Annotated in this window: 23 protein-coding genes; 2 read left to right on the forward strand and 21 right to left on the reverse strand. The window is 49.2% G+C overall.

What is annotated here, in order from left to right:
* Positions 1-526 precede the first annotated feature (526 nt).
* Positions 527-973, reverse strand: a complete 447-nt coding sequence (gene tnpA, locus LFE_RS08115; RefSeq protein ID WP_014449741.1) for an IS200/IS605 family transposase — start codon at positions 971-973, stop codon at positions 527-529.
* Between the two features lie 23 nt (positions 974-996).
* On the opposite strand from tnpA, the gene LFE_RS08120 reads away from it, so the two are divergent.
* Complete coding sequence (locus tag LFE_RS08120; RefSeq protein WP_014449742.1) at positions 997-2430, forward strand: RNA-guided endonuclease InsQ/TnpB family protein; 1434 nt, start codon at positions 997-999, stop codon at positions 2428-2430.
* Positions 2431-2812: 382 nt separating this feature from the next.
* On the opposite strand, the gene pnp is transcribed toward LFE_RS08120, so the two are convergent.
* From pnp to LFE_RS08175, 10 genes are all read right to left on the reverse strand, one after another.
* Entirely contained in the window at positions 2813-4945 is a 2133-nt protein-coding gene (gene pnp, locus LFE_RS08130; protein WP_014449743.1) for a polyribonucleotide nucleotidyltransferase, read from the reverse strand.
* 133 nt (positions 4946-5078) lie between these two features.
* Positions 5079-5348: a 30S ribosomal protein S15 gene (rpsO, locus tag LFE_RS08135; RefSeq protein ID WP_014449744.1), complete on the reverse strand. Its 270-nt coding sequence runs from the start codon at positions 5346-5348 to the stop codon at positions 5079-5081.
* A 30-nt stretch (positions 5349-5378) separates the two neighbouring features.
* Entirely contained in the window at positions 5379-6371 is a 993-nt protein-coding gene (gene truB / locus LFE_RS08140) for a tRNA pseudouridine(55) synthase TruB (protein ID WP_014449745.1), read from the reverse strand.
* A gap of 15 nt (positions 6372-6386) precedes the next feature.
* A complete protein-coding gene (gene rbfA / locus LFE_RS08145; protein ID WP_014449746.1) occupies positions 6387-6740 on the reverse strand; it encodes a 30S ribosome-binding factor RbfA in 354 nt (117 codons plus the stop codon).
* A gap of 449 nt (positions 6741-7189) precedes the next feature.
* Positions 7190-9775: a translation initiation factor IF-2 gene (gene infB / locus LFE_RS08150; protein ID WP_014449747.1), complete on the reverse strand. Its 2586-nt coding sequence runs from the start codon at positions 9773-9775 to the stop codon at positions 7190-7192.
* A 14-nt stretch (positions 9776-9789) separates the two neighbouring features.
* Positions 9790-11133, reverse strand: coding sequence for a transcription termination factor NusA (gene nusA / locus LFE_RS08155; protein ID WP_050989508.1), 1344 nt, complete (start codon positions 11131-11133; stop codon positions 9790-9792).
* Between the two features lie 39 nt (positions 11134-11172).
* Entirely contained in the window at positions 11173-11667 is a 495-nt protein-coding gene (locus tag LFE_RS08160) for a ribosome maturation factor RimP (RefSeq protein WP_014449749.1), read from the reverse strand.
* Positions 11668-11978: 311 nt separating this feature from the next.
* On the reverse strand, positions 11979-12608 hold the full coding sequence (locus LFE_RS08165) for a DUF4337 domain-containing protein (RefSeq protein ID WP_014449750.1): 630 nt from the start codon (positions 12606-12608) through the stop codon (positions 11979-11981).
* 4 nt (positions 12609-12612) lie between these two features.
* Positions 12613-13590: a chemotaxis protein gene (locus LFE_RS08170; RefSeq protein ID WP_014449751.1), complete on the reverse strand. Its 978-nt coding sequence runs from the start codon at positions 13588-13590 to the stop codon at positions 12613-12615.
* Positions 13591-14032: 442 nt separating this feature from the next.
* Positions 14033-14713, reverse strand: a complete 681-nt coding sequence (locus LFE_RS08175) for a hypothetical protein (protein WP_014449752.1) — start codon at positions 14711-14713, stop codon at positions 14033-14035.
* Positions 14714-14931: 218 nt separating this feature from the next.
* On the opposite strand from LFE_RS08175, the gene LFE_RS08180 reads away from it, so the two are divergent.
* On the forward strand, positions 14932-16281 hold the full coding sequence (locus LFE_RS08180; protein ID WP_014449753.1) for an IS1380-like element ISLefe1 family transposase: 1350 nt from the start codon (positions 14932-14934) through the stop codon (positions 16279-16281).
* A 490-nt stretch (positions 16282-16771) separates the two neighbouring features.
* Here the strand turns inward: LFE_RS08180 and LFE_RS08185 are convergent, their stop codons facing one another.
* The 10 genes from LFE_RS08185 to LFE_RS08225 all read right to left on the reverse strand — a co-directional run bounded on the left by LFE_RS08185 (position 16772) and on the right by LFE_RS08225 (position 22192).
* The gene (locus tag LFE_RS08185; RefSeq protein ID WP_014449754.1) at positions 16772-17203 is read right to left on the reverse strand and encodes a hypothetical protein; all 432 of its coding nucleotides are present in this window, start codon (positions 17201-17203) and stop codon (positions 16772-16774) included.
* 21 nt (positions 17204-17224) lie between these two features.
* Positions 17225-17677 (reverse strand): GNAT family N-acetyltransferase, encoded by a 453-nt coding sequence (locus tag LFE_RS08190; protein ID WP_014449755.1) that lies wholly within the window; start codon positions 17675-17677, stop codon positions 17225-17227.
* A gap of 65 nt (positions 17678-17742) precedes the next feature.
* Positions 17743-18105 (reverse strand): nuclear transport factor 2 family protein, encoded by a 363-nt coding sequence (locus tag LFE_RS08195; protein ID WP_041774251.1) that lies wholly within the window; start codon positions 18103-18105, stop codon positions 17743-17745.
* Positions 18106-18149: 44 nt separating this feature from the next.
* Positions 18150-18629, reverse strand: a complete 480-nt coding sequence (locus LFE_RS08200; protein WP_014449757.1) for a nuclear transport factor 2 family protein — start codon at positions 18627-18629, stop codon at positions 18150-18152.
* Positions 18630-18667: 38 nt separating this feature from the next.
* The gene (locus LFE_RS08205) at positions 18668-19345 is read right to left on the reverse strand and encodes a pyridoxamine 5'-phosphate oxidase family protein (RefSeq protein ID WP_014449758.1); all 678 of its coding nucleotides are present in this window, start codon (positions 19343-19345) and stop codon (positions 18668-18670) included.
* The gene (locus tag LFE_RS08210; RefSeq protein ID WP_014449759.1) at positions 19342-20100 is read right to left on the reverse strand and encodes a GNAT family N-acetyltransferase; all 759 of its coding nucleotides are present in this window, start codon (positions 20098-20100) and stop codon (positions 19342-19344) included. The genes LFE_RS08205 and LFE_RS08210 overlap by 4 nt, the downstream gene beginning before the upstream one ends.
* A 76-nt stretch (positions 20101-20176) precedes the next feature.
* Entirely contained in the window at positions 20177-20854 is a 678-nt protein-coding gene (locus tag LFE_RS08215) for an alpha/beta hydrolase family protein (RefSeq protein ID WP_148272598.1), read from the reverse strand.
* Positions 20838-21089, reverse strand: coding sequence for a hypothetical protein (locus LFE_RS13160; RefSeq protein WP_014449761.1), 252 nt, complete (start codon positions 21087-21089; stop codon positions 20838-20840). The genes LFE_RS08215 and LFE_RS13160 overlap by 17 nt, the downstream gene beginning before the upstream one ends.
* A gap of 147 nt (positions 21090-21236) precedes the next feature.
* The gene (locus LFE_RS08220) at positions 21237-21800 is read right to left on the reverse strand and encodes a cysteine hydrolase family protein (protein ID WP_014449762.1); all 564 of its coding nucleotides are present in this window, start codon (positions 21798-21800) and stop codon (positions 21237-21239) included.
* A complete protein-coding gene (locus tag LFE_RS08225; protein ID WP_158310257.1) occupies positions 21797-22192 on the reverse strand; it encodes a GNAT family N-acetyltransferase in 396 nt (131 codons plus the stop codon). The genes LFE_RS08220 and LFE_RS08225 overlap by 4 nt, the downstream gene beginning before the upstream one ends.
* Between the last annotated feature and the right edge of the window lie 324 nt (positions 22193-22516).

The following is a 22516-nucleotide window of genomic DNA, read 5'->3' on the forward strand; positions in this document are numbered from 1 at the left end:
AGGCAAGAAAAACAAGTGAGTTTCCCTCCCGTAGTACGGTTGCAAAGGACCTGACGATGGCCGGAACGGACACCTCCTGCCGAGAGCCCTGAAAGCGAATGGCCCAAAACATCGAGGCCGCACTCATATTGATGACTTCTGGTGCACGGCAGGCGCGAATCATCCATCGTGGCTACGGAATGCGTTCCGATAAGCCGAATATATTGGGGCGACCGATTCCTCCTTGTAGAGAATCGAGTCTCTAAAGAGGTCAGCGCAGTGAATCTTTCGACGCGTTCAACCGGGAAGAAAACACAAAAAGACAGACCCTCGTCAAAAGGGGATTCAGGGGAGAGTTTTGTCCTGATCCCAAAAAGAGGGAGCCGGAATTCTGCCCCAGGAGGAAAGTTCAGCGAGAGTTCTTGAGGGGAACAGGCTTTCGAAGCCGTGCGCATTATCGAATACGCTGACAGTCAAAGAGAGAAAACCTCTTGACTTTCTGCCCGGACCATATATTCCCCTTCTTCGACCACAGGCCGAGAGAGGGTCAAGCGGACGATTTTGTTTTTCTTCTTCCCGCTTTTTCAGTTGTTCCTTGAGCTTCCACATAGCGACGGACCGTTTCCAGTGTCGCTCCGCCCACACTCCCCACATAGTAGGCCCGATGCCAGAAATACGGTTCCCGGTAGAACGGCTTGAGATGCTCCGAAAATCGGTTGCGAACACGCCTGGAAGAGGCCGTTTTCAGATTGTTGATCAGGGTGGAGATGTTGAGTGCCGGGTGGATCTCCGCCAGAAGATGCACATGATCCGCTTCCCCTCCGAATTCCAGCAAGGTGCATCGCCATTCCGCCAGAATCTCGCCGAAGGCGCCCTGCAAATATTCCAGAAGATCCGGAGCGAGCGTCTTGCGCCGATACTTTGTCACAAAGACAATGTGCAGCTTGAGAGAATAGACGGCATTGGATCTTGACTTGTTTGGTTGAGTTTCCATGTAAGCAAAGTTATCATGCTCCCATGCAGACCGGCAAGCGCCTTCGCGCCTATCCCACTCCCGCCCAGGAACAGATCCTGCTCCAATGGATCGGACACCAGCGGTTCATCTACAACGCCAAGGTCTCCGAGGACCGGTATTACTGGGCCTTCGCCAAAAAAGCGGTCTCTCTTTCGGGAACGCCCGTTCCCGTCGATCAGGAGTATGCCCGTTTCATCGGCCCGGAGACCTCCTGGCTCCGGGAGGTTCCCTCCCAGATACTCCGTAACGGAGCGGTTCGCTGGAAACAGGCGATGGGACGATTCTTTTCCGGACTCGCCAGAAAACCCGTCTTCCAGAGAAAAGACGGACGGCAGTCGGTCTGGATCACCTCTGAACTCTTCCGCTTTCGGACCAACGACGAAACGCAATTCGAAGAACTGATTCTCGGAACAAAGAAGTTCCCGGTGGGGGTTCTGCCCTTCAAGGCCCATACCCCGTATTCCCGTCCCGCCTCGCTTCACGTCTCGGTCGAGGCCGGGAAGTGGTTCGTCTCCTTCTCCTCGGACGACGGACTCCCGGAGCCGAAGGAAGAGGACACGATCTCCTGGCTCCGGATGTTTTCGGAAGAGGAGCTTGAGGGCAAAACCCTGGGCTTCGACCGGGGCGTGACGATTCCGGTGATGGCAAGCGATGGGCGAAGGATCGATTTCTCCTCCGTCCAGAAGATCCGGATGGAGAAGAAAGAACGGGCCAAAAAACGCTGGCAACGAAAACTCTCCCGACAGGTCAAAGGCTCGAACAACCGGAAGGAGAGCAAAACCCGGCTCTCCCGGACCTTCGAATATGCGAAGAACGTCCGCAAAGATGTGATCCACAAGGCCACCCATGACCTCGTCTCCGATCCCGACCGGACCCTTTTCGTCGTCGAGGATCTCAAAGTCAAAAACATGACGAAGAGGCCGGAACCCAAACAGGAGGATTCGGGAGGGTATGCCAAGAACGGAGCCCGCGCCAAGGCCGGACTCAACTGGGCGATCCTGTCGTCCTGCTGGGGTCTGTTCGTGGTGCTCCTGTCCTACAAAGCCCGGAGATCCGGAAAGCTCGTCATCAAGGTCTCTCCTCAATTCAGTTCGCAGGAATGCGCCCGGTGCGGGCACATTCATCCGGACAACCGGCCTTCCCAGGCCGGGTTCGTCTGCCAGCGCTGTGGACTCGCGGACAACGCCGATCTCAACGCCAGCCGTGTCATCGCCAAGAGGGGCATTCGTCTTCTTCTGGAAGGGAAAGTCCCGCAGAAGACGATTCGGCGGTGCGGGATCGGAAAACTCAAAACACTAGGGCCGGAACGGTCCGAAGTCAAAGCCTCCGGAGAGGACGATAAGACGCGAAGGACCAAACGCCTTCGCGCATCCTCGGCGAAAGAGGAACTTCCGCTCGCGAGATCGGAAACCCCTCCTACAGCGCAAAGCGCTTAGGAGCGGGAGAGTTCATTTCTGATCCCAGAATGGATCGTGATAGAAAATCATTGGGCGATTGAAAATTTTTCCTGAGCTTTCCTGAAAAGAACCTCAATATTCCCAACTGGCAACCGAGGTGTTTCATCAGGACAATGAAAAAAAGCCCAAGGGCAACCCCTTGGGCTTTCATAAAACCGGACATTATAATGGCATTGCCCAAAACAGTGGTTAGGAAAAAATCCTTTTAACCACCGAGTGGGAGATAAAAGGGATCAGTCCCTACGTAGCTCAACATCCATGCCCAAAAAATTCCCAACATGAGCGCTACGACGATAAGCCCGTTCGCACCTTTATTGACGTCCATGCGATTACCCCCTTCCATTTTGGTTTAAGCGGACAGTTACTGCCCGCCCCCGCTCCGAACTTCCCTCCCGTCCCCGACTTCGGAGACAGCCTCTTTACGGGAGAGCCGGATTTTTCCTTGGCGATCAACCTCCAAGGCTTTTACCAGAATCATGTCGCCTTCCGAAACAACATCCAGAACCTTTTCCACTCTGTGATCTGCCAACTGTGAAATGTGGCACAGACCTGTTGTACCAGGGAAAAGCTCCACAAACGCACCATAATCGGCAATCGTCTTGACCTTGCCGAGGTAGATTCGACCAACCTCAACCTCTTCAACAATCTGGTTGATCATCTCGACCGCTCTCTGTGCGGCTGACTCATCCACAGAAGCAATCTGGATAAGGCCAGAGTCGTCTATCTCAATTTTGGCACCAGTCTTTTCGGTGATTCCGCGAATCACCTTCCCTCCAGGGCCGATAACCTCTCTTATCTTGTCCTGTTTTATCTTTAAGGTCAAGATCCTGGGGGCAAAAGGAGACATAACATCACGAGTTGCCGACAGTGTCTCATTCATTTTTGCAAGGATATGCAGTCGCCCTTGTCGAGCCTGCTCAAGAGCTTCCTTCATCAATGCCAGAGTAATTCCGGATATTTTAATATCCATCTGGACTGCAGTAATACCCTGAAGTGTTCCTGTCACTTTGAAGTCCATATCTCCAAGGTGATCTTCAACCCCAAGAATATCCGAAAGGATTGCAACGCGATCGCCTTCCTTGATCAATCCCATTGCTACTCCAGCAACAGGTGCCTTGATCGGGACACCGGCATCCATCATCGCAAGAGTACCACCACATACAGTTGCCATGGATGATGAGCCGTTTGACTCCAAAATATCAGAGACCAGACGAATGGAGTAAGGGAAAGCCTCTTTGGTGGGAACCACAGGACGAAGAGCTCTCTCTGCCAAATTTCCATGTCCAATTTCCCGACGGCCAGGACCTCTCATTGGCTTGGCTTCACCGACAGAGAATGGAGGGAAGTTGTAATGAAGCATGAACCGCTTGGTATACTCACCTTCGAGTGCATCAATGCGCTGCTCGTCGTCAGATGTCCCAAGAGTCGCAACAGACAGGCTCTGTGTTTCACCACGAGTAAACAGGGCCGAACCATGAGTTCTTGGAAGAAGTCCAACCTCGATCGTAATGGGGCGGATATCGGTTAAACCACGTCCATCCGCACGGATCTTTTTCTCGAGAACAATTTCCCGCAATGTCAAACGCTCAACTTCATGGATGGCATTGGAAAGATCTTTTTCTTGAGCCGGAGTCGGAGCAACATCGCCAGATAAAAAAACCTCCCGAACCTGGGAGAAGATCTTGTCGACGGCATCCTGACGTTCCTGCTTACCAGACAAGACCATTGCCTGATCAAGTTCAGATCCAAAACGTTCACGAATCGCTGCAACGGTGTCCATGGGAATCGGATTTGCTGGAATTGGCCTTTTTTCACGACCGGCCAAGGCCCTGAGCTTTTCCTGAGCTTCAATGATCGGTAGGATTGCCTCATGAGCCAAGGCGATTCCCTTCAGAAATACATCCTCAGATACCTCAGACGCCTGTCCTTCTACCATCATGATGGCATCACGGGTTCCAGCGACAACCAGATCTATCTGGGACTTCGTTTGCTCTTCCAGCGTTGGATTGACAATATAGTTGCCGTCCACCAGAGCCAAACGAACAGCACCGATTGGAGAGTGGAAAGGAACATCAGAAAGATAAAGGGCTGTCGACGCAGCAATAACGGCCATCACATCAGCAACGCCACCCTTGTCGATCGAAATCACCGAAGCAACAAGTTGCGTTTCATAGAAATAGCCTTCCGGCAACAGAGGGCGAATCGGCCGATCGATCAATCGGCTGTTCAGAACCTCACGCTCGGATGGCTTTCCTTCTCGTTTAAAAAAGCCGCCCGGAATCTTTCCCGCAGCATAAGCACGTTCCTGATAGTCAACAGTAAGTGGGATAAAATCAATACCGGGCTTCATGCTCTTGGCGGAGACTGCTGTAGCCAGAACAACCGTACCATCCGCCCATACTGTTGCAGAGCCACCAGCCAACTTGGCCATACGTCCAGTTTCAAGGCGGATATTTTTTCCACCAACCGAAACATTAACAATAATTGGGTTCATATAAAAAAGTCCTTTTACCTGTTTAGCACAGGAGAATCAAAAAACAACTTAGATGAAAGGCGGTATTCAGATGGTCATGCAATGCTCAACAACAAGCACTCCATGCCCCTCTGAATCCGCCCACCTCTCAGAATTAGCGGCGCAATCCCAACTTCTGGATGACTTCCTGATATTTCGCAACATTTACATTCTGCAGATATTTCAAATGGCGGCGGCGTTTGCTCACCATCAAAAGTAACCCCCGACGAGAATGAGTATCTTTTGGAAACTTTTTAAAGTGCTCCCCAAGCTGATTGATCCTGGCTGTCAAAATGGCTACCTGAACTTCAGCTGAACCAGTATCAACAGGATTAATTTGGAATTTTGAAATGACTTCTGTCTTTTGCTCTTTTGTTAAGCCCATCGAAAAACCTTTCTGATATTTTCCAAACCTTCAGACACCTACCCTTTTGACCACCTTGGCCACAGGAAGCCCTTTTGGCATAATGGAAAAAGATTCACTTGATACCAAGCTCTGGCCCAACGCCAGGCATTTTCCACGTCGGTCGCTTATTCTAATAGTTTCAGAAAAATTAAACAATCCTTCAAGCATGTAGACCTGAAATCCGAGGATACTCCCCCCTTTTTGAATCCCGGAGAGGTACTGATCAAGAATTCTCACCGTAGGAATATCCGGGAAAAGGGATTCAGGAGGCAAAAGAATCGATGACAAACTTCCTGATCGAATGGCTACAATGATTTCTGAAAGGGGCAAGGCATCCTTCTCAAGTGAAAAATGGCCATACCCTGTCCTGATCAAACGGCTGACATGGGCAGGAATTCCCAAGGAAAGACCAATATCTTCTGCAAGTGTGCGAATATAAGTGCCCTTTGAGCACCTGACATGTATGGTGGCCTTTGGCAGAGAAAACGCTTCGAGATCCAAGGAATGGAGAGTGATCGCTCTGGACTCTCGATCAACCTCTATCCCTTTTCGTGCAAGCTTGTATAAGGGAACTCCGTCACGCTTTATGGCTGAGTACATTGGAGGCTTCTGCTGTATCGTCCCCAGAAAGGGGATCAAAGCTTCCAATAACACCTCTCGAGTCAAAGTTGAAGGGGGAGTGATGGCTGAGACAACATTCCCTTCCGCATCGCCTGTGTCTGTCGAAATTCCAAAGACCACATCAAATCGGTAGGATTTATCCCACCCCTGAAGCTGTTCTGCGAGCTTCGTCGAAGAACCTAGCAATATGGGGAGAAGACCTGTTGCCATTGGGTCAAGAGTTCCCCCATGGCCGACTCTGGAGATTCCAGTCTCTTTCCGGATGATGGCTACAACATCGTGAGAGGTCATGCCTTGAGGTTTATCCACAAGTAGAATGCCGGAGAAGGATGGAACGATTGGGGGAATCTGGCATTGATCTTTGGTATTCAAAGTTTTCATGATATCCGGTCTGCTTTATTCTAAATCGATAGGAAGTGGGTTTTCCAAAAATTCTTCAGCCTCTTCTTGTGGAAAAAATTGAACTTTGGGAACAGACTTCATTGGAATTTGCCGGCCAATTTCTCGACGTACCCAACCTTGTGATCGTTCAACGGCTTCTGCAACTTGTTTTCGGTCTACTCCGGGGAAAACGGTATAATAGATTCTTGCGGACTTTAAATCATCGGATAAACTAACATTGGTTATGGTAACAGAAGACAAGCTGCTTTCTGATGCATAGCGTGAAAAAAGGATCGCAACAACCTCTTTGATTTCTTTTGAAACTCTATCTGCCCTACGAAATCCTTGTTTCATACCACCCGGTTTCATAGACAATCCCTTTCCTGCCAACTTAAAAAATTGATCTAGCCAATCGATTCATGCCTTTTTGGCATTCTAAGGAAGACTCCCTGATTTCCTATCAAAAGTCATCATAAGAGAAGAATTCTTTTCACCTTTTTCATATGTCACTGCAAAAAATTCAACAAAACAACCGGAATCAGGCCCAGTAGGTTCCTATTTGGCCTTATTGGCAAGGGGAGCCTGCTTCCCGGAAGAATCGCATCAGATCCTTATCTTGAAATTTTCTTACCAGAGGCGGCAGTTGATCAAGAGGCACTGTGCTGATGGGAGATGAAAAGAGTCAAAATCGAGAAACCTTTTGAGAAGAGAGCAATGCGTTTACAGATTGAAAAAAAAGGACCCGAAGAAAACTCGAGTCCCCGATTTTTATTGAAGAATGCTCTCAGGCGCTGATCACTCAGTGGATCAAAACAACTTCAGGAGTCAAGAGTCGCTGCAATTTGCTCTTGCATGAAACACTCAACAATATCACCCATTTTAATATCCTGATAGTTTTCTATCGAGATTCCGCATTCATATCCGGTGGCAACTTCCCTCACATCATCCTTAAAGCGCTTGAGGGCAGAAAAACGACCTTCAAAAATGACTACACTGTCCCTTAATAAACGAACAGATGTTCCTGCCCTTTGCATAATGCCTTCGATGACATAACATCCACAAACATTTCCAACCTTCGAAATATTATAGACCTTCCTGACTTCTGCCCTTCCGAGAATTTTTTCCTTCAGGGTAGGAGCAAGCAAGCCTTCCATCGCTTTCCTGATATCCTCGATCGCGTCATAGATGACCGAATAGAACTTAATATCAACTTTTTCCCGCTCGGCTATCTGTGCAGCATTTGAATCAGGGCGAACGTTAAAACCAAGGATGATGGCACTTGATGCCTGCGCAAGGAGAACATCCGTTTCCTTGATGCCGCCAACACCTTCATGAATGAATCGAACACGCACTTTTTCATTTCCAAGCTTTGAAAGGGCATGTTTGATGGGTTCAATAGAACCCTGAACATCCACTTTAAGGATTAGATTAAGCTCCTTGATCTCTCCATCCTGAATTTGGGTGTATAGATCTTCAAGAGAAACTCTCTTTTGCCTGACCATCTGTGCAAGACGAAGCTTTTGAACCCGGCTTTGTGCGACCTGGCGTCCGGCTTTTTCATCATCCACAACAACAAAGGTATCCCCTGGGTTGGGGACACCATCCAGTCCTACAATTTCAGCCGGATGAGAGGGAAGAACCGATGTAACCCGTTGCCCCTTGTCATTGATAAGGGTTCGAACTCTTCCAAATTGCCCACCTACAACGACAAAATCACCGACCTTGAGTGTTCCCTTCTGGACAAGAACAGTTGCAACAGAACCTCGCCCCTTATCCAGTTTGGATTCAATAACGACACCTTGAGCTCGCCTGTCGGGATTTGCCTTGAGATCCAAAACATCGGCTTGAAGGAGAATCATTTCAAGAAGATTATCAAGGCCACTTCTCTTCTTTGCTGAAACAGGGCAAAAGATTGTCTGACCGCCCCATGCTTCGGGAATCAATTCATGGACAGAAAGTTCCTGCATCACCTTTTCAGGGTTTGCCTCGGGCTTGTCAACCTTGTTTAAAGCCACAACAATTGGAACTCCGGCTGCTTTGGCATGGTGGATGGCCTCTATAGTCTGGGGCATCACACCATCGTCTGCAGCGACCACTAACACCACAACATCGGTTATTTGTGTTCCTCTGGCTCTCATTGCCGTAAAAGCTTCATGGCCCGGAGTATCCAGGAATGTGATCTCCCTACCTTTTTCAGAAATGGTGTAGGCCCCAATATGTTGGGTGATTCCTCCAGCCTCTCCCTCAGCAAGCTTTGTTTTCCGAATCGCATCGAGAAGCGATGTTTTGCCATGATCAGTATGTCCCATGATTGTCACCACGGGAGGTCGTGAAACAAGATGCTCAGACTCATCCTCGTCGCTTTGCCCCAAAAGTTCATCTTCTGTTTCAGCGACCTGGACTTCGACCGTAACACCAAAACTCTCTGCTATCAAAACAGCAGCATCCAAGTCCATAGGCTGATTAATGGTGGCCATTACACCCATACCCATCAATTTCAGGATCACTTCCTGCGCTTTCAAGCCCAAACGGTCAGCATATTCCTTAAGCGTAATACCCTCAGAAATCCGTATGCTTTTCTTCCTGGCTTTTGTTCCTTCCGGGAGGACCTGCGTTCCGCGGTGGCGATCCTTTTTCTTATAACCACCTGACTGGGAGCGACGTTGCGGCTGGACCCTCGCCATAGGGGGTCTTGAGGCAGACTCCCTTGGTGGAGTTCCTGGCACAACGGCGGAACGCACCGGTTGTGAAGGCAGCGCTACCTTCGGAGGTTGTTGGGGCACAACAGCATCGGACTCACCCGATTCAAGATCCGGAGCTTCATCTCCTTCAAGAATCTCCTCTTGAGTCAGCAACAAAAGTCTGTCCGTCTTCCGAGACTTATCTTTATTCAGCTTGGCCAGCTTGGCTTTCTTGTCGACTGCAGGCTTGACCTCCTTTTCTCCTTTTTTCTTTTCTTCCTTCTGTGGAGAAAGTGGGGAGGGAGCAGGTACTGCAGGAAAAGGATGCGGTTCATTGGTCAGAGGAATGGTCTCAAGAATAAGGGGGTTGGGATGAACAACCTCTGGAGATGGCTCCTGATTGACAAGATTCAACTGGGGAACTTCACTCTGGGATGGTTTCTCAGATTCCGCAGAAACAGGCTGGGCCGATTCCACTGAAGAAGAGATCTCTTCCACTTGAAGCGACTCTGGAGAAGAAGACTTCCGTTTGATCAATATGGGCTTTTTCTTCTCATGCACAGGCTCTTCACCCTTTTTGATCCGGGCTCGAACTTGCGCAGCAGTCTTATCATCGAGAGCAGCCATATGGGTCTGGGCCTGGATACCCCACTGATGCAACTTTGTAAGAAGAAGTTTGCTTTCAAGTTTCAGTTCACGAGCTAGTTCATAGACCTTGATCAAAAGTTAGGACTCCCTTATTCCTCTGTATCGTGAACATTCATCTCAGGCTTTTGAAGTCCAAGAAAATCCCTGGCCGTTTCAATAAGCTTTGCTGCTGTTTTTGGTCCAAACTTCGGAAGAGAGGAAACAGAGGCCAAATCAGCATTTGCTATTTTTTCCACAGTATCGAAACCGGCACCTCTGAGAATTTCAGCCACAATTCCGCCCATTCCAGGCAGATCCTCTATCTCAAGAAGTTTCGGGGTTGAATCAGAGCTCTCTGCATTATTACGCAACAGTCGTCCTGGATCGATCGACTGAGCAAGTTCGGAGTCCCCCGTTACCTGGCTGTCACTAAAAATATCAATTTTCCATCCGGTCAGTTTTGCTGCAAGCCTGACGTTATGTCCCCGCCTACCAATGGAGAGGGACAGCTGCTGGTCAGCAACGATAACGGTCGCAACTTTTTCACCACCCAACTCACGGAACGCAACTTTTTGAATCTTTGCCGGAGACAGTGCTCTGGAAATGAAGGTTGCAGGATCCGGGCTCCACTCTATGATATCGACTTTCTCACCATGGAGTTCCCGTACGACAGCCTGAACACGAACACCCTTGACACCAACACATGAGCCGACCGGGTCCACATTTGGATCCTTTGAGAAAACAGCAAATTTGGCTCGCTCGCCTGGTTCCCTGACAACATTGCGAATTTCTATCACACCCTCAGAAATTTCTGGGACTTCCTTTTCAAAAAGCCTTGCCACAAAATCAGGATGAGTGCGAGAAAGAATGATCTGAGGACCTCTGCTTGTCGTTCTCAAATCAAGCAAAAGACATTTGATCCGATCTCCTCTCCGGAAACTTTCCCGGGGCATTTGCTCCCGAAAAGGCAGGATCGCCTCTGTTTTCCCAAGATCAACAATGTAGTTTTTTCGTTCATGGCCGATGACAACGCCGTTAATGATATCCCCTTGGCGCCCACCAAACTCACGGGTGACAACATTCCATTCAGCTTCACGAACTTTCTGGAAGACAACCTGCTTGGCTGCCTGTGCAGCAATACGGCCAAAGTCGTCAATCTCAAGATAGCTGCCAATCTCATCACCGATCTCTGCTTCAGGATCTGAAGCTTTCGCCTCTTCAAGAGAGATTTCTTCGGCTGGTGACTCGACATGCTCAACAATCCTTTTGGTCTGCAGCACCTGGATTTCACCAGTGCGATGATTGACCTCAACCTGATAGTTGTCACCCCCGCCATACCGTTTTCGGGCTGCAGCAACCAATGCGGCTTCGAGAGCGCTGACCAACGTCTCCTGAGTGATTCCTTTTTCTCTTTGGAGCTGATCCAGAACACTTAGCAATTCCTGATTAACCATGGCTTCAACGGTTAAAAAACAACCGTATTCCTCCTCCTGCTATTTTTCTTCCTTGGGTGGAGCATCCTCCCAAAACTGGGCCTGAACTTCCTTGATTTCTGACAGTGGTATCGATTCTGTAACAAACTTCTTCCCGGATGGTACGGTCAAACGAACACCGATAGAATCAGCTGATTCAATCTTGCCTCTAAAAACTTTTTGCCCATTCACCGGATTCACTGTTTTTATCTTGACGGTACGACCAACATTGACAAAAAGTTCTTCAGGCACCTTCAGAATTCTATCGAGACCTGGTGAGCCGACTTCCAATCGATACCGGAAAGGGATCGGATCGGTCAAGTCCAGGAGATCAGCGATTCTCCTTGATGCGATTTCAAGGCGATCAAGATTAATGCCACCCGGCTCATCCAATGTGACTCTGACAACCCCCCCTTGCCTTTTTGGCAAATCCAAAGAGTGCAATTCAATGCCAAGGGGAGAAAGCAAAACACGGATTTCTTGTTCAAGATTAAACGTCGGATCAAGATTATTCATCCGGTCTTTGTAACATGGAACAACTTGAAAGTCAAAAGGAGAAAAGGGGAAAACGAATCAGAGTGACCTATATTAATGCGTCTCGATGGGAGTCCCAACTGGTGGACGATTAAAATACGGAACCAAATTCTTGTCTGTTGCCTGCTTCGTCTCTTGACTCTGCTGGGCTGACTTCGAATCGGTCGCATTTTGGGTTGTAGTCTTTTTTTGAGCAGATCCATCCGAATGGCTGCAAGCAGATACAACAACCAAAAAAAACAGCCCTAAAGAAAGGGTTCTAGGGAGATACCGAAACACTCGTGGTTCTTTTATCATCTTGTCAATTTTCCCAAATGGAAGAACAGCACAAACCCGTTAATAAATGCGATGATACCAAAAACACCGAGTGCCATACTGGTGTACCACAAAGAAGATCTCCGAAGCATCACCGCCATGGAAGTCAACACAATTGCAATCTGAAAACAAACTACACTCAAGGCAAATGCCCGATGATGGCGAAGAGCAGCGTCAGACTCCAGATTCAGCGCATCTCTCTGTTTTTCAAAATCCTGAGCATTGTGTTTGATTTGCTTCACTTGCTTATTATATTTATCTATAAGCTTCGTAAATTTCTCTTTCTCCACGGTTGCTTGAGATTTTTTGAGAACGAGAGTTTCCATCCTTAGCTGATTTTCAGACATATGAAGCTTTATTTTTTTTGCTTGGTAATAAGACCATTGATCGGAAGATTTTGCCTGAAAAAAGATGGCCGAATTTTTCAGAAGGATCGCTTCGGAAGTCCATTGCTCGGATTCAAGATTTGAAAGTGCGGCAAAAACGGCCAACAACGAAGTTGTCAGCGCAACACGAATATTCCATGCATCACGTTTATGTTCACGCTCTTCAAGTCCTTCAGTAACAGACTCAATAAGATCATGGGCCTCAACCGAACCATTATCCATAAAACTACTTTTTTCCCTTTGGATCAACAGTAGTCAGCAGTTTTTCAATCCTGTCCACAAAAATAACCGGGTCAAACTTGACAAGGTACTCGTTTGCGCCTGCCTCAAGTCCCTTTCTCACATTCTCGGTTCCCGACATGGATGAATGGACCAATACCGTCAAGGAATTCAGCTCAGGGTTTGCCCGAACCTCTTTTGTCAGGGTATAGCCGTCCATGACTGGCATTTCCACATCGGTAATCAGAAGGGAGACCCTGTTTCCAATTTTACGCTCAGGATCAGCGGATACTTCTTTTTTCAGGATCTCGAGCGCTTCCTTGCCATTTTTTGCTTCCAGAACGCTAAAACCTTTCTTCTTCAATGCCTTCACGACCATTGACAATGCCACAGGACTATCATCAGCAGCTACAATATAACGTTGGTCCAGGCTTTTGGTCTGGGGCATCTGCTCCAAATATTCTTCCTGCCGGGTAAAGATGCCCATCTCTTCAACAATCGACTCAAAGTCCAGAATCAGAAGAACTTCTTCCTCAGAAAGCTTTACCGTTCCGGTCACCTTGCTTTCCTTCGAACGGCCTGAACGAGCCATTGTGATCGGCACAATATCTTTCCAGGAGATTCTTCTGATTTGAGCGGCCTTGTGAACGATAAAGCCCAAGCGAACGGCACTAAACTCCGTAACAATGATTTGTTTGGTCATTTGGGCCAAACAGGCAGGCTCTTTGATCTTCATCCATTTTGCCAAATTAATCACCGGAATAACTTGACCGCGGAGATTAATGATTCCTTCCTGATATTCGTTTCCGTCCGGAACGGGTGTAATAAAACCAGGAAGCTGGATAATTTCAATCACCTTGGATACGTTAACCCCATAAATCCCTTCACGCTGGGATCCATCAGCATCCTCCTGAAACATTCTGAAATCCACCAACTCCATCTGGTTTGTACCGACCTGAAGGATGAGACTATCAATCTGACTCAATGGATTCTCCTTATCTGCACTTTGTAACAGGATCAGAAAATCAAACGGGGAAAACCAGCAGAACATCCATAGACAAGGTTCAACTTAACACACCATGATGAAAACATTCGGCATTAACAATGCACTTTGATAAATGGCAAAATCCCCGAAACACCATAAGCAAATCTCTTCTGAATCTAACACATGCCCGGCAGAGTTAGCAAAAGCCTTATTCCACTGCAGCAAGGAGATCGATCAAGTCTTCTTGGAATCTCCCTCCCCCTTCATATCGGCATATTTGCTCTTTTTGTCCATGGACAAATATCAAAAATAAAAGGTCTTCACGAAAAAAGTCCGCAACCTAAGGGGTAGACCGATTGGAACAATCCCTCACGCTCCGGCTTTCTAACAGTTGACGTCGATATCAGAGATAAGTGTGGAATAAACTCTAAAAAAAGAGCTCTTATTGATTGATCTTCAACATTTGTGTTCCCCCCCTTTGAAATTCGTAATCGACTGGAACGATCGAAGTTTGATAACCTTGTTTTTCAAGAATTCGCTGAACTTCATCCATGTGTCGAGAGGGAACGGCTCCCAGTTCGAGAAGGGGGAATATGCGGACCTCCCGAGCGATCCGGCACAATTCCCGGATTGAGCGAAGATGAAAATCGAGAGAGAGATGTGCACTATAAAGGAAAAGAAAATGGGAACAGAGGGCAATTCCAAATTCCCCATCATGAAAAGGAAGAGAAGGAAGCGAGGACTCAAGGTAGCGCCCTTCTGACAGACCTTTAGGGTAGTCTTCCAAAAAATCCTGCATGGCCGACAGGCGGGTCTGACCTAAAGCTTCAACCGAAGGAATCCTCTTCCACACAAACTCATGGGCGTTTTTACGCGTTTGATCGAGTACTGTTTCAAAAACCTGATCGATTCGTCCCTGGATCTCTTCCCGGGAAAAGCGATAAATCGGATCTACCGAAATCACCTTTCCTCCCCGCTTTGCCATCTCCGCATTGAAGCTTGCCGGCCCGTCAGCACAACCCAGAATCCGTTCAGCAAGATCTTTGTCCGAAAGATCAAACATGTTTCGGTATTCCTCAAAAGATCGCCCCCATGGAACGACCTCTTCCAGAGTAAAGGCCATCTCTCCCCTCTCTATCGACTACAGCACGACTATTCCTACTGTCCCATTCCCTAATCCCAAAAATCAGGCTTCGATTCTGACCCTTAACCCCAAGAACCGCGATTGAAAGAGAAAAAGTGAGGAAAAAAACAAGAAACCCCTTGTCGTTTCTGGTAAAATGGATGTTGTCAAAGACAACCATTTACCCACCCGAAGGGTGAAACGAAAGGGGCGACTTCATGGTACGACAAACCGTTCTTCCATTCAAACTCGAATCGACCGACGACACGATCACCTCTCAGGCGGGGCTGGTTCTGTTTGGGGAGTTTCTTCAGTCTCTCGGACTGAAGAAGAAGATTGACCGGGCCTTCGGGAAGCCCGGAAGCGGAGCGGGGTACAGAGCCTCGTCCTATGTGGTCCCCCTGTTGCTGATGCTGCAAGGCGGAGGACGGAGCCTTTGTGACCTTCGGATGATCGCCCGGGACAAGGGACTGTTGGGGCTTCTTGGTATCGGAGAGGTGCCGTCGACGGACGCGTTCGGCCGGTGGCTCCGGCGGATGGGGGCTTCCGACACCGGGTTGTCGGCACTGGAGTCGGTCATCGCCCGGGTTCTGTCGGTTCTGGGCAAGACACTTCGGAAGAGGTGGAAGAAGGCCGGCCTGTCTTGGGTCCGGGAGGTGACCCTCGACATCGATGCCAGCCAGATCGTGGCGGAAAAGGCCGAAGCCCTGTGGACCTACAAGGGGGAGAAGGGGTACATGCCTCTGGTGGGGCACGTGAAGGAACTCTCCGGGATGGTGATACACGAAGAATTTCGGGAGGGGAACGTCTCTCCGGGAGCGGACCATGTTCCGTTTCTGAAGGACTGCCTCCGGCGTCTTCCGGCAGGGATCCGGATCGCCCGGTTTCGGGCGGACAGCGCGTCGTACCAGGCCTCCGTCATCAATTTCTGCCAGGAGCGGGGAATCCGGTTCGTGATCGGAGCCGATCTGGATGTGGCGGTGCGGGCGGCGATCGGAAGGATCCCCGAGAGCGACTGGAGGCCCTATCAGGACGGTCATATCGCCGAGACGGTGCACACGATGAACAAAACCCACAACGCCTTCCGGCTCATCGTGGTGCGCCGGCGGGTGCAGATCCCTTTGCCGGGAATGGAGGAGGAAGGAGAAAAAGAGGCTTCTCCCGATGTCCGATACAAGGTCCTGGCCACCAGCCACAAGGAGATCCCCGAATGGGTCGTGGCCTGGTACAAGCAGCGGGGAGAGGATTCCGAGAACCGGATCAAGGAGCTGAAGATCGGGTTCGGGATGGAGCGGATGCCCAGTGGAGACACGAAAGCCAACGGGATCTTTTTCCGGATCGGAGTGCTGGCCTACAACCTCTTTCTCCTGTTCCGGGGACAGATTCTGGCCGAGAGCTTCAAGCGGGCCCAGGTCCAGACGGTCCGATGGCAGATCTATCAGATGGCCGGGAAAGTGGTGCGTCATGCGGGCGTTCTCGTTCTCAAGGTGGCGGAGGATGTTCTGGCCCCCTTTCGGAGCTTTCGGGAGAGGTGCTGGCGGCTCTGGTGCCGGGAAGGAAGTCCGTAAGACTTCCCTCTTCGTCCACGCCTCCCTGAAAACGCACCCGACCGGATCGGATGGGGACCTGCGTCCAAAAGAGAGGGGAAAACCCGGAAAAAGCCGAAAACGACCCCGGTTTTCCCTCTTCTGGCCATTAGATCGGGATGCGGTGGGGAATCCTTCCCTTCAAAAATGAAGGCTCCCTCTCTTTACCCCTCTTGCGAGGGCCGGTTTTAAAATCAATTTCGGTTTTTGGGCTAACCCCACCCCCTGGCGAAAGAAATAACCGGATCGATACCCTTAATCATTCACCATACAGCTATAAAGGGTCGCACCCATAGGTCAAGTGCGCCAATAAATCCCATGCCGATCAGACAGGACCTCATTCCAATATCGCTCAGAAGAAATCCATAAACCGCTCGATCAAGAGACGACTCCATGGCCGAACAGACAATCCTTAATAATTGTGAAAAAATCTGACTTGGATCCTGTCTTGTTACTTTGAGAAAAGAAGTCTTTACTCAGTTGCCTTAGGACCCTCATCAACCCGGATATACCACATGGGTCTCATACGACCGAAGTCCATCCTGATATTATTCCGAAGTCCTTTTTTGGAATCGAGGACAAAGGATCGCCCATCTTCTCGGACGAACACGACCCAGTGCCAGAATGGACGCCCTTTCACCAAATGCCATTTGATTGCTAAAAGTGCAAGATCCGGAAGAGATTCCCAGGAGAAAAAAGGAACTTCTCCGGAATCAGCGTTCAAACCGACCCGATCAAGCATTCTTCTGATATAGGATGTCTCCGACCACAAACGTTTATCGTTGGAAAAAATGCCGAGCTTATTGGCAATAGACTTCATTTCCGGATAGGAGATTCCGGCAAGTGCGGCAACGGACGCAATTGCGCACCCTGTCCTTTCAATCTGAATAACCGGACTTTTCATCTCATCTCCAAAATGGCATTCTCATCGGATCGGACGTTGGAGGTGCCAGGCAATTTTCTGGTAGCCTTCCCTTTCCCAAAAAGCGTTTCCTCTTTCGTTTGACATGTAGCAATTGAGTTCGCTTGCAATTGCACCCTGCGATTTGCCATATTCCTGCACCCAAGCCATGAGCCTCTTGCCGAACCCTCGGCCGCGATATTCCTCCAGAATGACCACATTGTCAGGTTCAATGTGTTTTCCCACATAATATTTTGTCAATATCCACAATCCGCAGATACCGATCAATCGCCCTTCATCATATAAACCTGCACATTGATACCCTTGCCCAACCATTTCGCTGAGTCGCTCCCGCAGTAAAGTCTCCGGAATCGTCTTATTCAGCACTCGCAACAAGGGAATGATCAAAAAGAGTTCCTCTCCTGGAATCATCCGGATAGTCGTGTTGTCATTCATGTTTTGGCTGTTCAAAGCCATGAGCTTCCCCTCCACCTTCCAAGATGATCCATGACTCTGCGATGAAACATAAAGGAAACAGGAAGTCATTTCAGGGAATAATGAGCATAGGCTTTGAATACCTTATGATCGGGACCGAAATAAAAAACTTCCGCAGCCAGCTGCCCGCCTGCACTCTTGTAGTAAAGAGTGATGCTTCCAACACCGATCAATGTTGTAACAAGCTCGAACCTGAGATCGGGAATAAGCTCAAGAGCCTTTCTCCAATAACTTCCGACCGCCCTCTTGCCCTTGAGTGTTCCGGATGGCTCCCCTGCAATCTGGATGATTTTAGGGGAAGACATTTCGAACTGATCCGAATAATGAGAAAGGATCCGATCCAGATCGTGGCTATTCCATGACTCAATCCAGTCCCGTGCAAATTTTTCCGCAAAACCCTTCTCGATCATCGCCGCTCTCCAAATATTAGAAATGGCATCTTTAACACCAGCATTCATAGTCCAAGATCACTGAGTCCAGGATGATTGTCCGGACGTCGACCCTGAGGCCAATGAAACTTCCGCTCCTCCTCCCCGATGGGAAGATCATTGATGGATGCCAGTCGCCGGGACATCAGACCGTTCATGGTGAATTCCCAGTTCTCGTTTCCGTAGGAACGAAACCAGCTTCCCGAATCGTTGTGCCATTCGTAGGCAAATCGCACAGCGATACGCGACCCATCAAAAGCCCAAAGCTCCTTGATCAATCGATATTCAAGCTCTCTATTCCACTTTCGGGCCAAGAACCTGACAATCTCTTCTCGTCCGACCAGAAACTCGGAGCGATTTCTCCATTGGCTATCGAGCGTATAAGCAAGGGCCACCTTCTCAGGAATTCTTGAGTTCCACCCATCTTCCGCCATCCGGACCTTCTGGAGAGCCGTTTCTTTGGTAAAGGGAGGAAAGGGTGGTCTTGCTTCATCATGAATGGTCATTGAAATCCCTTTCTGGTCACAACAAGACCCGCTTCTTTTCAGCGAACTTTTGAGCGTTCCTTCAGTGTCTGGACGTAGAGAGCAGACCGTTCAGGCATATTGTCATCTGTTTTATCTGGAACAGGCATTCCCGGAACGAAGGAAAGCGGCACCACTCCCGCCCAAAAAGGAAGGTCCAAGTCTTTCTCGGCATCTTCAGGAGGGCCGGACCGGATCTTCGCCGAAGCTTCATGAATGGGGAGGGAGATAATGGCCGTCCGACGAATTTCAGAGTCATCCGGTGGTCGACAATCGGCCGTTCGTCCCGGCAGAATATGCTCCACAAGAGATCCCATGGCAAGGAGCTTTTCCTCATTCTCCTTAACAAGAGAGCAGGGGCCCACAATCATCACAGAACGGTAGTTCATGGAATGATGGAGAGCCGAGCGAGCCAGAACCAGTCCGTCAAGAAGCGTCACCGTGACGCAGATCTCCTGACAGGTCCGCGCCTCATCGGCAAGCCGGCTGGCATGGGAACCATGCAGATACAGCATATCTCCGATCCGGGCATAAGCCATCGGGATCACAAATGGCGCTTTTTCCCTCACAAATCCCACATGGCACAGGAACGCTTCATCCAGAATTGCGTAAATGGCATCCCGGTCGTAGGTTCCTCTCTGAGGCTTCCGTTTAAAAGTGATCCTGCCGGATGGTGCAAAATGATTCAGATCGGTCATGCCTTCTCCTCTTGACGGTCAATCCGGTCGATATTGGAATCCCTTTCCGGGGAATTCCTTCGAAGGTTAAGCCGGTTTTTTTGTTGCCCGAAAGAATCGAAATTCTCCGGGTCGAGCCATTTGAGAAACTTCACCCTCAAATCGGGCCATTCACAATCGAGAATCGAGTACCATTCGGTATCACGATTATGTCCCTTGACGACAGTTGCCTGTCTGAAAAAACCTTCGAATATAAACCCGAGCCGTTCGGCCGCAGCGCGTGAAGGAGCATTGAGCGCATTGCATTTCCATTCGCACCTCCGGAATCCGAGGGAGAAAGCATACTCCATCATCAGAAACATGGCTTCAGTCGCGATGGCAGTGCGCTGGAGCAACGGAGAAAAACAAAGACATCCGACTTCGATCGATCCGTTTTTTGGATCAATTCGCAAGAAGGCCGCGATCCCAGTCGCTTTTCCCGTAGCGGAATCCATGATGGCAAAATAGAGCGGGTCAGACGGCTTTGAGACTTCCTCCATCCACAGGGAAAAGTCCTTCAATGTCTCAAAAGGGCCATAGGGAAGATATGTCCAGAGACGACCTTCCGAATCGAGTCCGTAGGCAAAAAAGAGATCGACGGCATGACGTCCGGTATCGAGCGGTTCGATCCGGCAATAGCGCCCCAAAAGGGGCGCCCGTGACGGCGGATCCGGAGCTTGCCAGTTATCGACCGGAAATCCGACAGGTTGCCCAAGGTGATTGAGGAAAGAGTCCATTTCCATTCTCCGTGACGGGTTGAGATCGATCCTCTTACCCGTTGCGGGTAAGAGGATAAAGATTGATGAAGTATCTTCAGTGCTTTGGCGATCGAAGGGAATTCGAGAGCCGGGTATCAAGAAAGTCCTTTTCTGGCTTGCGCCAATCCTTCACTGGAATATGGTGGTTTGCCGTACCGTCAAGGATAAAGATATTCGGAGTGCCTTGCCCGTCCAGGAGACGGTGCAGCGTTTCACTTTGTCCGGCATCAATAATGCGATCCTGTCCCCCCGCAATCACAAGGACGGGCATTGTCAGATGTGAAATATGGGGAAGCAGGGAGCGAAGAGCCGTGGAGTTCTCGATCCCCCCATCCATCGCGATATTATGTTCCAGTTCTTTTTTGATGCCGGAAGGAATCTTCCATTTGGCGGTCTGCCATTTTTGAACCATCTCCTTAAAATCATAGAACCCGGAAATCAGCACCAAAGCAGCAACTTTGTTTCGTGAGGCCACCATCCCCGCAACAGTCGCCCCACAGCTGATGCCGACGATCCCTATTCGCTTTGGATCAATATCCGGGCGCTGGCGAAAATACGTCAATCCTGCATCGAGACTTTTTTGTGAGGCCATTCCACAGAAATCCGGAGCACCATCCGATTGTCCATAACCGGGTAGCGATATCGCCACGGAGAAATATCCCCTCTTCGCATCAGAGCCAAGAATGCCCGATTTGACAAACACCAGTCCTCCTGGCTTATCCCCTTTTTGCATCCCATGCACATAGATAATGACCGGGTATTTTTGATTTTTTCCCCTCTTCGGCTTCTGCAGATGGCTCCTGCCAGTAAACCTCAACTCTATTTACTTGCCCGTTCATTCCATGAACAAGCAAAAATTGGTGATGCGTTTCCATGCGGCGGATCATGGGGATGGCAACGGTCGGAACGAGAACAAGCAAGACAGCCAGGACAGTAAGCAGTATCGTTATTTTCCGGGTCCGTCTCATCCCGAAATCCTTCCTGATGTCTTGTTTTCCTGGAAAATCATGGCGTTCTGTTTTTTCATTTCTACTTTCAGCAATATCCTCTTATACGCCCAAGGACTGACTTGTTTCGGCTGAAAACATGATCCCATCCACCCTCTAACGGTTATTCTATAGGACTTGTCTTCGGATTATCCCCTCGATCCACTCGTCGGCTTTCATGACCTTGCTGAAGCGACTCGCCTGGATGACCAGGATTGACCGATGCAGTTCTTCATCCGTTACAAAACCAGCTTCGTTTTTAAAGGATAAAGTTCCTGTAGCATCAGAAAGAAACTCGACAGAATAGCCTGAGTGGAAGGCGCGTCGCGCCGTTGTATCGCAACACATCTGCGTCATGTACCCGCACACGGTAATATGGTCGATCTTGTTGCTTTTGAGATACTCTTCCAGTGTGGTTTCAAAAAAACTGTCTGGCCAGTTTTTTTCGATCAACACGTCCCGGTGACGCTTTTCAACCTCGGGATGAAGCTCCCACTCAAGACTCCCTTTCAGGAAGACAGGAGAAGATTCCGACTTGGCCGCATGTCGTATCACCACAACAAGAACATGATTTTCTGTCGCTACATCCATTACCTTCAAAATGTTTTCCAGGCCCCCATGAGGGTAAGAAACCGGAAGTTTTCCGAAAAAATACTCGTTTTGAACATCAATCACCAATAATGCGCGGTTCATTCGGGCAACCTCTGTTTTTGATAAGACACATTCGATATATCCATGACCAGAAACAGCGTCTCCTTCCCATCGATGTTTTTGGAACACTCCCCTCTCCCGACAAAACCAAGACGTTCGTATAATCGAATGGCTCCTGGGTTGATTTTTCTCACGATGAAATGGATTCTGAAAAGCCCGATTTCCGAAAAGCCTTTTGCAAGCGTCTGGGTTGCAATGGCTCTTCCAAACCCTTGCCCGATTTGATCGGCCCGCAAAGCAATGCGAAACTCGGCCTCAAGTGGTCCCGTTTTGGACAGAATTGTAAAAGCCACAAGTTCGCTTGCCTCTTCAGCGGCAAAACACCAAGTATCCGGCTTCGTCATATATCCAGCCAGCCAGCCTTTGCTTCTCAAGGCATAATCCATGCATTCAAAGCCCATCGGGTAAGGCGGCCAGCCCCTTATAGTCCCTATATCAGCAAAAACGAGCGGTCGAAGCTTTATCATCCTACAAGCACAAAATGGCAAATGCCGGCAAGAAGTCGTGAAGTAGAGGAGCATCCAAGAAAAAGACAGTACCAGTTCAACGAATTCACCATCCGGACAAGATTCTCCATCGACAGGGTCCCATCATCAATATCGGAGAGGTAGCGAAGGATAAAGGGTCCTTTTTCATTATGGGGATCAAAGATCCCTGATATCGACCATGTCCGGATCTCTTCCGAAGGAATTTCCTTA

The organism is Leptospirillum ferrooxidans C2-3, from assembly GCF_000284315.1.
Lineage (GTDB): Bacteria > Nitrospirota > Leptospirillia > Leptospirillales > Leptospirillaceae > Leptospirillum > Leptospirillum ferrooxidans.